This window comes from Actinomyces sp. HPA0247 (assembly GCA_000411415.1).
In the GTDB taxonomy this organism is placed as follows: Bacteria; Actinomycetota; Actinomycetes; order Actinomycetales; family Actinomycetaceae; genus Pauljensenia.
In genome coordinates this window covers 891,253-903,334 of record KE150450.1, presented here as the reverse complement: position 1 = coordinate 903,334, position 12,082 = coordinate 891,253, and the positions used below count along the sequence as shown (strand labels likewise).

15 protein-coding genes are annotated in these 12,082 nt (G+C 65.8%); 13 read left to right on the top strand and 2 right to left on the bottom strand.

From position 1 onward, the window contains the following. The first annotated feature begins 9 nt into the window (after positions 1-9). From HMPREF1478_RS03645 to HMPREF1478_RS03600, 10 genes are all read left to right on the top strand, one after another. On the top strand, positions 10-267 hold the full coding sequence (locus tag HMPREF1478_RS03645; RefSeq protein ID WP_016460734.1) for a hypothetical protein: 258 nt from the start codon (positions 10-12) through the stop codon (positions 265-267). A 133-nt stretch (positions 268-400) separates the two neighbouring features. After that, entirely contained in the window at positions 401-1,867 is a 1,467-nt protein-coding gene (locus tag HMPREF1478_RS03640; protein ID WP_016460733.1) for an adenosylhomocysteinase, read from the top strand. 84 nt (positions 1,868-1,951) lie between these two features. After that, positions 1,952-3,244, top strand: coding sequence for an amidohydrolase family protein (locus tag HMPREF1478_RS03635; RefSeq protein ID WP_016460732.1), 1,293 nt, complete (start codon positions 1,952-1,954; stop codon positions 3,242-3,244). 53 nt (positions 3,245-3,297) lie between these two features. Next, positions 3,298-3,747 carry a cupin domain-containing protein gene (locus HMPREF1478_RS03630; protein ID WP_016460731.1) on the top strand — a complete coding sequence of 150 codons (450 nt, stop codon included), beginning with the start codon at positions 3,298-3,300 and terminating at the stop codon, positions 3,745-3,747. Positions 3,748-3,910: 163 nt separating this feature from the next. Continuing rightward, entirely contained in the window at positions 3,911-4,063 is a 153-nt protein-coding gene (locus HMPREF1478_RS10695; RefSeq protein ID WP_016460730.1) for a hypothetical protein, read from the top strand. 233 nt (positions 4,064-4,296) lie between these two features. After that, positions 4,297-5,160, top strand: coding sequence for an ABC transporter substrate-binding protein (locus tag HMPREF1478_RS03620; RefSeq protein WP_016460729.1), 864 nt, complete (start codon positions 4,297-4,299; stop codon positions 5,158-5,160). A 10-nt stretch (positions 5,161-5,170) separates the two neighbouring features. Next, on the top strand, positions 5,171-6,043 hold the full coding sequence (locus tag HMPREF1478_RS03615; protein WP_016460728.1) for an amino acid ABC transporter permease: 873 nt from the start codon (positions 5,171-5,173) through the stop codon (positions 6,041-6,043). Further along, positions 6,043-6,822: an amino acid ABC transporter ATP-binding protein gene (locus tag HMPREF1478_RS03610; protein ID WP_016460727.1), complete on the top strand. Its 780-nt coding sequence runs from the start codon at positions 6,043-6,045 to the stop codon at positions 6,820-6,822. Before HMPREF1478_RS03615 ends, HMPREF1478_RS03610 begins: the two co-directional genes overlap by 1 nt. A gap of 178 nt (positions 6,823-7,000) precedes the next feature. Further along, positions 7,001-7,309, top strand: a complete 309-nt coding sequence (locus HMPREF1478_RS03605; protein WP_016460726.1) for a type II toxin-antitoxin system TacA family antitoxin — start codon at positions 7,001-7,003, stop codon at positions 7,307-7,309. Further along, positions 7,309-7,827 carry a GNAT family N-acetyltransferase gene (locus HMPREF1478_RS03600; protein WP_016460725.1) on the top strand — a complete coding sequence of 173 codons (519 nt, stop codon included), beginning with the start codon at positions 7,309-7,311 and terminating at the stop codon, positions 7,825-7,827. Before HMPREF1478_RS03605 ends, HMPREF1478_RS03600 begins: the two co-directional genes overlap by 1 nt. An 82-nt stretch (positions 7,828-7,909) precedes the next feature. On the opposite strand, the gene HMPREF1478_RS03595 is transcribed toward HMPREF1478_RS03600, so the two are convergent. Beyond that, positions 7,910-8,329: a hypothetical protein gene (locus HMPREF1478_RS03595; protein WP_034474882.1), complete on the bottom strand. Its 420-nt coding sequence runs from the start codon at positions 8,327-8,329 to the stop codon at positions 7,910-7,912. Between the two features lie 60 nt (positions 8,330-8,389). Continuing rightward, positions 8,390-9,325, bottom strand: coding sequence for an alpha/beta fold hydrolase (locus HMPREF1478_RS03590; protein WP_016460723.1), 936 nt, complete (start codon positions 9,323-9,325; stop codon positions 8,390-8,392). 23 nt (positions 9,326-9,348) lie between these two features. On the opposite strand from HMPREF1478_RS03590, the gene HMPREF1478_RS03585 reads away from it, so the two are divergent. The 3 genes from HMPREF1478_RS03585 to HMPREF1478_RS10325 all read left to right on the top strand — a co-directional run bounded on the left by HMPREF1478_RS03585 (position 9,349) and on the right by HMPREF1478_RS10325 (position 12,048). Beyond that, complete coding sequence (locus HMPREF1478_RS03585; RefSeq protein ID WP_016460722.1) at positions 9,349-10,098, top strand: NADPH-dependent oxidoreductase; 750 nt, start codon at positions 9,349-9,351, stop codon at positions 10,096-10,098. A 114-nt stretch (positions 10,099-10,212) separates the two neighbouring features. Continuing rightward, entirely contained in the window at positions 10,213-10,866 is a 654-nt protein-coding gene (locus HMPREF1478_RS03580; RefSeq protein WP_016460721.1) for a hypothetical protein, read from the top strand. 231 nt (positions 10,867-11,097) lie between these two features. After that, positions 11,098-12,048 (top strand): Abi family protein, encoded by a 951-nt coding sequence (locus HMPREF1478_RS10325; protein WP_353579741.1) that lies wholly within the window; start codon positions 11,098-11,100, stop codon positions 12,046-12,048. The last annotated feature ends 34 nt before the right edge of the window (positions 12,049-12,082 follow it).

Genomic DNA, 12,082 nt, shown 5'->3' with positions numbered 1-12,082 from the left:
GAGAACACCATGGGTCTGGAAGATCTGAAGAAGCAGGCTGAAGAAGGCCTCGAGAAGGTCGTCGACGCGGCCAAGGAAAAGGCTGAGGAAGCCAAGGACAAGCTGACCGAGCTGGCTGGCGAGGCCAAGGACAAGGCCAAGGAAGCCGCCCACGCCGCCCAGGACAAGGCCGACGAGGCCAAGGAAGCCGTCCAGGACAAGGCTGAGGAAGCCAAGGACAAGGCGACCGAGCTGGCCGACGAGGCCAAGGACAAGCTCGGCAAGTGATCCGACGAAAGGGGCTGGGCCGCAGGGCCCGGTCCCTTTTACATACCTGCGGGCAGCTACTTGAGGGGCCCTCACAGAGTACTCACGCACCCTCACGGGGACGCGCAGCCGCGGCAGTTGCTACGTTTAACGCATGAACCGCGCCCTGGATCCGCTCGCCGCTCAGCTGCTGCTACGCGCCTACGCGCGGGCCACGAACATGCTCATCGCGGGGCGCTCCTTCGCGACGAATGACCCGACGCTGGCCGCCCTGCTGCACGCGTTCGGAGCCCACGTGCGCCCACTGGCTGACTCCGAGGACACCCCGGCCTCGCCCCCGGTCGTCTTCGCGCTCGAGGAGGACGCGGCCCCCACGCCCGGGGCGATCACGGTCCTGGCGCCCGGAGGCGCATTCCGCGCGGTCATCGCTCCCGACGGGCGCACGATCACGGGCCCCGGCGACGAGGGTCGCATCGAGTGGGCGCGCACCCACATGCCCGTCACCGAGGCGGCGGCCCGCGCACTGGCACCCCTGGTGGCGGGCCGAAGTGTGGGGCTCTCCCTCGTCCTCGAACCTAAGACGGCGGCCCTGGCCCTCATGCTCGCCGAGGCGGGGGCACGCGTGAGCGTCTTCGGCTGGGCGTCCGAGACCCGCGAGGACGTCGCGGCCCGCCTGCGCGACGCCGGCATCCCCGTGTTCGCGGACTCGAGTGCCTCCCGCGAGCGCGAGTGGGAGCTCGCACGCGAGTTTTTGGCCCAGAGCAGCGAATTTCTCCTGGATGACGGCTCCCACCTGATCCGCCTGGCTCACGAGACGGACCGCTGCCCCGGCGTCCTGGACGCGCTGGTCGGCGCGGCGGAGGAAACCACCTCGGGGCTGCGCCCCCTGCGTTCTTTCGACCTGCACATTCCGGTCCTGGCCTCGAACGATGCTCGTTCGAAGACCCTGTTCGACAACGCCTACGGGACGGGTCAGTCGTGCTGGACGACGATCCTCGATCTCATTGACCCGGACGGCGTGGGCGCGCCGGTGGCGGGGATGCGCGTCGTCGTCATCGGCTACGGCGACGTGGGGCGCGGCTGCGCACGCTTCGGCGCGGCGCTCGGCGCCGGAGTGACCGTCGTGGAGCTGGACCCCGTGCGTGCCCTCCAGGCGTCGATGGACGGGTTCACCGTGGCCTCGATGGAGGAGGCCGCCCCCGGCGCCGGCATGCTGATCTCCGCGACGGGCGAGCGGGCGACGATCCCGCTGAGCGCGCTGGAGGCGGCCCCGGGCGGCGCGATCGTCACGGTCGCCGGTGGCGTCGACGGGGAGGTGTCCATCGACGAGGCCGTGGCCGCGTCCTGGGTCATGGCCGAGTCGGGCGATCCGCACGTGCAGACGCTGACCAGCCCCTCCGGCAAGACCCTGCGCGTCCTCGAGCGCGGCGAAGGCATCAACTACACGGCAGGCGAGGGCAACCCCATCGAGATCATGGACATGAGCTTCGGCGTGCAGCTGGCGTCCCTACGCGAGCTCCTGACCCGCGAAGGTGAGCTGGCCCCCGGCCTGCACGACCTGCCGCGCGAGGCCGACGACGCGGTGGCAGCAGCTGCGCTGGGCGCCCTGTCCCTGTCGTAGTCGCAGCTCACGCCCACCGCTGGGGCGGGTATGCCCACCCCACTTCTACACTGTTAGTCAGCGTCCCCCACTGAAAGGTCCCCCATGAGCGACGTGGTCGTCTGGTCCGCCGGCATGGTCATCCCGATCACCGCCCCCTCGATCCTCGACGGCGCCGTTGCCGTGCGCGACGGGCGTATCGAGCACGTGGGCGCGCGCGACTGGGTCGTCGAAACGCTCACGCAGCGCGGCCTTTCCTTCACGGAACGCCACTTTGAGGGTGTGCTGCTCCCCGGCCTCGTCAATGCGCACACGCACCTGCAGTACACGGGCATGGCGTCCGTGGGAGCCGGACAATACCGCGGTTTTGACGACTGGGCGCGCGCCTTCGACGAGGTCTACGACGCGGGCGACCTGGACTGGGGAGGCGACGCGGCTGCGGGCGCGCGCCTGCTCCTCGAGAGCGGCACGACCGCTGCCGCCGACGTGGTGACGGACGCAGCCGCGGCCTCGGCCCTGCACGACGCGGGCCTGCACGGCGTCGCCTACTGGGAGGTCATGAGCTGGTCGAACGAGGAGTGGCGGGCGCGCGGTGAACGCGAAGTCTCCGAGTCTCTGGACGCGATGCCGACCCCTCCGGCCGTGGGCATCTCCCCGCACGCGCCCTACTCCCTGGACGCCGAGCCGCTGCTGGACCTGCCCGACATGGCCCGGCGCCGGGGCATGCGCATCCACATTCACCTGGGCGAATCCCACTCCGAGGCCGAATGGTCCGAGACGCGCACGACCGACCTCGCGGACCTATGGAAGAGCGAGCATTCCTCGTCGTTCACGGCGATGCGTTCGCGCGGCGGCGGCTTCTCCTCGACGCAGTTCGTCGATCAGCTGGGCGTCCTCGGGCCCGACTGCCACGTCGCGCACGGCGTGTACATGCGCGCCGACGACCGCATGCGACTGCGCGCCCGCCAGACGGCGGTGGCGCTGTGCCCGCGCTCGAATCGCGTAATCGGCCTGGATGCGCCTCCCGTCGCCGCCTACCTCACCGAGGGCAACATGATCGCGGTGGGCACGGACTCCCTGTCCTCCTCCCCCTCCCTCGACCTGCTCGAGGACGTCGCCCTCCTCTTCGATCTGGCGCGCGCACAGGGGTATGCGGACCAGGATCTGGCGCGCCGCCTCCTGCAGGCCGCAACCCTGGGCGGTGCCACCGCGATGGGGCTGGCGACGGGCCCCGACCGCCTGGGCCAGCTCCAGTCGGGAGCAGTCGCCGACATGTGCGTCGTCGACGTGCCCGTGACCTCGATCGTGGACACCATCGACACCGTGGCCCGCCACGGCGCCGGCCGCGTGATCGAGACCATCGTGTCCGGGCGTGTACGCTACTCAGCATCACGCTGACTCCTTCGTTTCCCTGTCGCTCACCCTCCCTTTCCCTTCGTTTGGAGCTTCGCATGACCGACGTTTCCCCGCTGATTGACGCGATGGGCCTCTCGCCCCACCCCGAGGGCGGGCACTACCGGCGCACGTGGACCGCACCCGCCCGCGTGGATACGCCCCGCGGGAGCCGCCACAGCGCCTCCGCGATCATCTTCCTCCTCGAGAGCGACGAGGAAGCCCGCTGGCACCTGGTCCACTCCGACGAACTGTGGATCTGGTCCGGCCCCGGCACCCTCGAGGTACACCTGGGAGGCAGCGGGGAGGCACCCGACGCCGACCCGCGCATCGTCACGCTGGGCTCTCCGGCGGGTGCCGAGGCCTCCAATCCGGCGAACCCCGTACAGATCCTCGTACCCGCCGGCACCTGGCAGCGCACGTTCGCCCGCGGCGACTACGCGCTGGCCACCTGCGTGGTCTCCCCCGAGTTCACCTTCGACGACTGGAAGCTCGCCGAGGGGATCTGACCCACCGGCCTGCGGGCCCGTTGGTCGGGCACGGGCCCACGATCTGGGCGTACACGGGACTATCGCCACGTTCTGCGACTTGAGCGCGCGAACCACGGGATCCGGACATTAGGGTGAGACCATCCGCTCAACCAATGCGAGCGGCTCGTTCCAAGGAGGAAACATGGGTCTGGACGATCTGAAGAAGCAGGCTGAAGAGGGCCTCGAGAAGGCCAAGGAAACCTTCGGCGAGGAGAACGTCGAGAAGGCCGTCGAGGCCGCCAAGGACAAGGCGACCGAGGTCGTCTCCGATCTGAAGGACAAGTTCCAGAAGTGACGTGACGGGAGGGCCGGGCCGGTGCGGCCCGGCCCTTTCGCATACCCGCACGCCACTGTGTCCCATCCCCCACCACCCCGAAACCCTCGCAATCTCAACGTTTTCCCAGCCCAGGCCTCGTTCCAATGTTTCGTGCATCGGAACTATGCCAGCGCGTCTTTCGGCGCACCGATACTCTCATCGAGTCAGACCCGCCCTCACCGGCGGATTCCTTCACGTCACTGGGAGGCCCCATGCGCCGCTCTGTCCGTTCCCTCGCTGCCGTCGCCGCCGTCGCGGCCCTCGGCCTGGCCGCCTGCACGGGCGGCACGAGCTCCTCTTCTTCCTCCGACGCCGAGCAGACCTACGGCCCCGGCGCCCTGCCGACCGTGACGGAAGGCAAGCTCACCGTCGCCACCTCCGATCCCGCCTACTCGCCGTGGATCCTCGACAATGACCCGTCCTCGGGCGAAGGCTACGAGTCGGCCGTCATCTACGCCCTGGCCGAGGAACTCGGCTACACCGCCGACAACGTCCAGTGGGTGCGCGCCACCTTCGATTCGTCGATCACCCCCGGCGCGAAGGACTGGGACCTGAACATTCAGCAGTTCTCCATCACCGACGAGCGCAAGAACGCCGTCGACTTCACGTCCCCGTACTACACGACCACCTCGGCCATCATCACCAAGGCCGGTACCCCGGCCGCCAACGCGAAGTCCATCGCGGACCTGAAGGACGTCCTCATCGGCGTCCAGGCCGGCACCACGTCTCAGCAGTTCGCGTCCGAGAACCTCGAGCCCGGACTCACCCAGAAGCTGCAGATGTTCAACTCCTCCGACGACACGGTCCTGGCCCTGCAGACGGGCCGCGTCGACGCGATCGTCGTCGACCTGCCGACCGCCTTCTACATGGTCTCCGCGCAGATCGATGACGGCGTCATCATCGGCCAGTTCGACGACACCACGGGCGGCGAGCAGTACGGCATCGTCCTGCCCAAGGGTTCCAAGCTGACCCCCACGGTCTCGGCAGCGGTCGATCGCCTGGCCTCGTCCGGCAAGCTCGCTGAGCTGCAGGAAAAGTGGCTGAACGAAGCACAGAACGTGCCCACCCTCAAGTGAGGCCTCATTCATGAGTGAGCACTCGAATGACGCGCTGGCCACGCCCCCCGTTTCGGCGGTGGAGCGTGGCCGGCGCGCTTATCGGCGCAAGCAGACGGTCCGGTCGATCCTCATCTCCCTGGTCTCCACGATCGTGGTCGCGGGAGTCCTCATCGCCGTGGTCGTCAACTCCGACGGGTGGGAGGCCACCCGCAACACCTTCTTCAACGGCAAGTACTTCGTCGAGGCCTTCCCCCAGGTCCTGTCCGGCCTGTGGCTCAACATCCGGATCCTGCTGATCGCGGTGCTGGGCGTCGCGGTGTTCGCAACCCTGCTGGCTGCCGCGCGCACGCTGGCCGGTCCCGTGTTCTTCCCGATCCGCTTCCTCGCGGCGGCGTACACGGATATTTTCCGAGGCGTCCCCTTCCTGGTTGTCCTCTACCTGATCGGCTTCGGCATCCCCGCGCTCAACCCGACGACGCGCATCCCGACCGCCTTCCTGGGCACGGTCGCGCTCATCCTCACGTACTCCTCGTACGTGGCCGAGGTGCTGCGCGCGGGCCTGGACTCCGTCCACCCCTCTCAGCGTTACGCGGCCCGATCGCTGGGCCTGTCCCACGGGCAGACGCTGCGCATGATCATCGTGCCGCAGGCGATCCGCAAGGTCACGCCCGCCCTGATGAACGACTTCATCTCCATGCAGAAGGACGTCGGCCTCATCTCCGTCCTGGGCGCGGTCGACGCGATCCGTTCGGCACAGATGGTCCAGGCCAAGACCTACAACATGACCTCCTACGTCGTCGCCGGCCTGCTGTTCATCATCTTGTCGTTCCCCTTCATTCGCCTGTCGGACTGGTACACGGCCCGACTGCGTAAGCGCGAGCAGATGGGAGGCACCGTCTGATGTCGGTTCCCACTACGCACGAGGCCTCCCCCGCCTCGGACAACACCACCCCGGTCCTGAGCGCCGTCGGCGTGATCAAGCGCTTCGGCGACAACATCGTCCTGCGCGGGCTGGACCTGGATGTCGCCCCGCACGAGGTCGTGGTCCTCCTGGGCGCATCGGGCTCGGGCAAGTCGACGCTGCTGCGCTGCGCCAACCTGCTGGAACGGGTGGATGACGGCCAGATCTTCCTGGCCGGCGAGGACATCACGGACCCGCGTGCGAACGCGGACAAGATCCGCGCGCGCATCGGCGTGGTGTTCCAGCACTACAACCTGTTCCCGCACATGTCGGTGCTGGACAACGTGACGCTGGCGGCCCGCAAGGTGCACGGCTGGGACAAGGATCGCGCGCGCGAGCGCGGCCTGGAACTCTTGGACCGCATCGGCTTGAAGGACAAGGCGAAGGAATTCCCGGATCGCCTGTCGGGCGGCCAGCAGCAGCGCGTCGCCATCGCGCGCGCGCTCGCCACGAACCCGGAGCTGCTCCTGCTGGACGAGATCACGGCGGCGCTGGACCCGGTGCTCGTCGGCGAGGTCCTGGACCTCGTGCGCGAAATTAAAGAGCAGGGGTCGACCATCCTCATGGCGACGCACGAGATCAGCTTCGCCCGCCAGGCAGCCGACCGCGTCGTGTTCCTTCGGAACGGCCAGATCGTCGAGCAGGGCCCACCGGAACAGGTCATCGACAACCCGCGCGAGCAGGCCACCAGGGACTTCCTGGCACGCATCCTGCACTGAGACATCGGGAACCTGAAGGGGAGCGGTCAACTCATCGTTGGCCGCTCCCTTCTCATCCACTCGCAGCGTGGTCCATTCCCGCAGAGATCCCAGGGGAAAGAGGTAGCCCACTCGAACCTCAGATGCTAGGGTGTCTATACGTACGGATAATGTCCGTACGACTGAAAGAGGAACTGACATGAGCACTGCAAAGACACAGCGTCTGGAACTGCGCCTCACCGAGGAACAGAACACTCTCATTCGCAGCGCCGCCACGTACACATCTCGCAGCATCAGCGATTTTGTCCTCTCCGCAGCCACATTGGAGGCGCAGCGGCGTCTCGCCGACCAACACCTCTTCCTCATGGACGACGAACAATACGCCCGCTTCGAAGAAATCCTTGAGGCCTCGCCGACGGACGATCCCAAGCTGCGCAAACTCTTTGATCGCCCCTCGCCCTTCGGCACTCACATCGACCTGAACACACCGCACACGTCCGAGAACTGATGTACGTATCAGTCCTACAAGAGCCGCGGCCTCTCGAGCGGAGGGACGACCGGTCACGCTTCCAATCGGGCAACACTGAGATAGACGATTGGTTCCACCGATTTGCGTGGCAAAACCACCGAGCCGGAAACGCTCGCGTCTTCGTCACAACACAGGAACCCGACACACTTGGTTTCTACGCCCTATCGATGGGGGCAGTGCAGCGCAGCACACTCCCAGATGCCCTCAAACCTGGCCAACGCCCGGAGCCTTGCCCGGTTCTCCTCCTCGCGCGACTCGCCGTCGATCAGCGCGCGCAGGGACGAGGCATCGGCGCAGCTCTCCTCAAAGACGCACTCTTGCGAGCCTACAAGCTCAGTAATGAGGTGGGATTCGCTGCCCTCCTGGTCCACTGCGCCAACGACCACGCACGCGAGTTCTACCTCAACCAGTGCTCACAGTTTGTTCCCTGCCCGGGAGCACAGAACCACCTGGTGTTGCCGCTGCGCGCCCTACGAGAGTTCATCGACGCTCTGTAGCGTCCAACACCCAGCGGCCGCAACACAACGCAAAGGGCCCAGGATCCGCAGATCCTGGGCCCGAAGCGTTGTCAGTATGGAATCAGTTGGCACCCTCGGTGATGGTCACCTTGAAGTCGGTCGTGATGCCGTCCGGATCGGTCAGGCTCACGGTAACCGGGTCGTCATCCTCGCCCAGCGCACGCAGCGGGTGCAGGGTGACGATGTTCTTCTCGGACTTGCCGACCTCGAGGGCCGTGGGGTCAGAGACCTCGATCTTCCACTTGGTGGCCTTGTCGGAGTCGGCCAGCTTGATCTTCAGGTCGCGCTTCTCGGGGACCTTGATGCCGTGCTCGTCGATCTGAGCGATGGGACGCTCGACCGTCTTGACGTCCTTCGGGGTCACGTAGGAGTGAGCGGAATCGGAATCGGTGGCGCAGCCGGTGAGGGCGGAGATGCCCAGGCCGAGCGCCAGCACTGCTGTGAGGATGGAACGCTTGTTCATAAACACCATACTAAGCATCCATACTCACACGCACTCGCCACAAAGCGCGATTTTGGGACGATGTCACACCCTCGAGCATCACATGGACCAGACCAGCGCCCCCGACTCCACATCCGCCCAGAACGAGGTGGCAAACTCCGCCCACTGCTGCGGGAACTGCAGCTGGGCGCTGTGCGCGCCACCGCGGATGACGCTCTCGCGCGCACCCAGGTCCGAGGCCTCCTCGGCGTACCAGGCAGGCGGCCAGATCTCGTCCTGATCCCCGTACAGCACGTGCACGGGCACGCCCGTGGCCGCGAGCGCGGGGGTGTCGGGGCGCAGCTGGGAGAGGATGCGGGCGATGCCCACCAGGTTTTCCGAGGCCGTATCCAGAGCGCGAACTCGTTGGAATTCCGCCCATCCGACGCCCGGCTCGTCGAACTTCATGTCGGGGAAGTAGGTGCGCAGCACCTGCTCGCGCGCGCCGGGACCCGTGGGCAGGGGGTCGAGGATAGGCAGGGTGTTCATCCAGTCGTAGACGGCCCGACCCGAGCAGAAGAGGGTCACGGAGGCGAAGAGGTCGGGCCGCGCGATGACGGCCGCGCGCGCGACGATGCCGCCGAAGGAATGGCCCACGAGGTGCACGCGGCCCGAGGTCCCGGCCCAGGCCTCGGCGACGGCGATGAGGTCATTGACAAAGTCGCTCATCCCGTACGCGCCCAGGCCAGCGGGTGCGGCGGACCCGCCCTGGCCTCGTTGCGAGTAGGCGAGGACGTCCCAGCCCGCGTCGCCCAGGAAGGGCAGGACGGGCGCGTAGTCCTCCTTGGAGCCCGTGTAGCCGGGGACAAGGAGCGCGCGGTTCTCTCCCGCCGCGTCCGGGGCCGACGCCGCTGAGATAGCAGGTGTGCCGTCGACGAGGCCGGGGGCGCTCGGGCCGGTCAGCAGGCCGCTCAGCTCGCCGGCCGGGGAGGGGACGGCAACGGGGGTGACGTTTGAGGCCAGCGCAAAAGGACCGAAAGGCTCTATCTGTTTCACGCCCCCAATCGTAGAATGAACGCATGACAAACGAGACGATTGCGAGCCAGCTCGCGCACCGCACGATCCGCGCCTACAAGGACCAGCCCCTCACCGAGGAAGAGGTCACCACGCTGATGGATGTGGCTCGTCATACCGCCACGTCCTCGTTCCTGCAGTCCTGCACGGTCCTGCACATCACGGACCCGCAGGTGCGCGAGACGATCGGCGCCGCCTCCGGCCAGCCCTACGTGGGCGGCACGAAGGGCGACCTGTTCATCTTCGTCGCCGACCTGTACCGCAACAGCCGCATCCGCGCGGAGCAGGGCGTCTCCTCGGAGGCCCTGGGCTCGATCAACCTGTTCCTCACGGCGCTCGAGGACGCGCTGCTGGCCGCACAGAACGTGGTCGTGGCCGCCGAGTCGATGGGCCTGGGCACCGTCTACCTCGGCTCGATCCTCGCCGATCCGCGCCCGGTCGTGAAGGCGCTGGAGCTGCCGGAGCTGACCTTCCCGGTTCTCGGCCTGCTCGTCGGTCACCCGGACCAGGAGCCCGGCCAGAAGCCGCGCATGCCCCTCTCCGTCATGACTGCGAAGAACACGTACCCGCGCGTCGAGTCCTACTCCGAGACTCTGGCCGACTACGACCGTGAGGTCACCGAGTACTACGACCTGCGCTCGGGTTCGCGCCTCGAGTCCTTCTCTCACCTGGTCGCCACCAACATCGGCGTGGGTGGCGCGCACGTTTCCCCCATCATGGAGGTCCTCCACGAGCAGGGGCTCTGCCTGCGCTGACTCTCCTTCCTTGACGAGGCCGTGGCCTCCCCTCGCGCTGTGGTGCTCTGCGCCGCCCGGGGCGCCACGGCCTCGTCGTATACCCGGCTGGCCGCGCGCTTATAGAATGGGCGCATGGCTGAGCTTGGTTTTTCCACCTACGTGTTTATCGAGCGCATCGCCGCGAACGCGGCCGCGCTGCACCCCTTCCCTGAGCACAACGTTGCGCTCGTGCGGGATGCGCTGGCGGACGCCGGCTTCGACATCACCCTGCTTGGCCCGGATGCGCCGGAGGTTGGCGAGGGCGTGTACTTCCAGCCCGAACCCTTCGACGACGAGGTCATGGGTCTCCTCGCGGATGCGCTCACCCTGCGCGGCATCGGAGCGTACGCGTACGCGCTCGTGGATTCGTCGCTGGGCGGGGAGCTGGCCGACATCGCCCTGTTCACCCGCGTGGGCGACATGTTCCCGCGCTACGGCCGCCACATTCTCATGACGCGCATGTACATTCATCGCACGCCGACGGGTGCGGGCAACAAGGCCGTGACCTGGGCATTCGGGTCTCCCGCCGACTTGGAGGAGGCAAACCGGCTGCTGTCGGAGAAGTTCGACACCGAGCCCGTCACGGATCCGCGCGGGATGGCCGCCATCGAGATCCGCCACCCCGAGTTCGCGGCGGGTACGGCCGAGCCGATGGTCCTCCTCGACGAGATCTTCCAGGTGCTGGGCGCCGCCGGCTTCGAGGGCATCACGATGTGCAACGACCCGGGCGAGCAGGCCCAGGGCTGACAGAAGCAACAAGGGCCGCCTATAATGGCAGCTACCAGAACCGGCTCTTACCCCACCACGGGGATCCAGAGTCGGTCTTCTCTTTTGCGAAGGGCACGAGCAGCGACACCGCGTGATAGCCCTCTATGAGGCACCGAACAACTATACCTGATTGACATAAGACTCCAATGGACGATACAATATCGCCATCAACACCGGTTCCGCCGAAAGGTCCAGGGCCGGTTTTCTTCTATGCAAGGGCGCATAACCATGGAAAAGCCTTTTCGAACTATCGATGAACAGATCGATATATTGCGATCACGCGGAATGATCATCGATGACACTAATGCGGCCCGGAAAGCACTCGAGTCAATCAGCTACTACAGACTATCCGGCTACTCATACCCTTTTCGCCAATACGATAGGAAGAGCCGGACACGCTCTGATCAATTCACTCCCGAAACAAACCTAGAACAGGTATTAGCGCTCTACAGATTCGATGAGCGACTTCGTGCGACAACTTTTCAAGAACTCTCACGGATCGAAGTTGGATTACGTGCACTCATCGGCTACGCCCTTGGCAAAGAGGACCCCTATCTCCACCTTGCATCCCCTCAGCTAGGCCCCTCAGGTTTCAATAAGGAAAACAATCACGAAACCGATAAGTATAGAAAATGGATTATCTCCTACAATAGAAATCTCTGTCGATCACAAGAGGATTTCATCAAACACTATAAATGTGAATACGCAAGTAAACTGCCCATATGGGTAGCAGTGCACATCCTCGAGTGGGGGCAGCTTGCCCTGCTATTCGAAATGGCACCAATTCACTGCCAAGACAGCATCGCTGACTCTCTGCACTTAAGTCGATCACAGGTCAATTCCTGGCTCGACATACTCAGAATTCTCCGCAATATCTGTGCACACCAGGGACGACTATTTAATCGCACTCTGCGACAAGTGAAGCTTCCAGAAGACGCTGAAATTCTCGGAATCAGAGAGCTGTCACCAAAGAAAAACAAGTGCTTCGATCAGCTCACGCTCGTCCAATACCTCACCCGCACGATGGGTCTGGGAGATGGAACCGCCCTCCCCTCAGTCCTCGCTACATTCCCCGCCACCGACGTTGTCCCCCTGCGAGCGACTGGCACGCCAGATAACTGGCAGTCGCTCCCTTTGTGGTCGTGCGAGCCGACATCTTGAGACGCCCACTGCTGACACGAAGGGCCGACGCGCT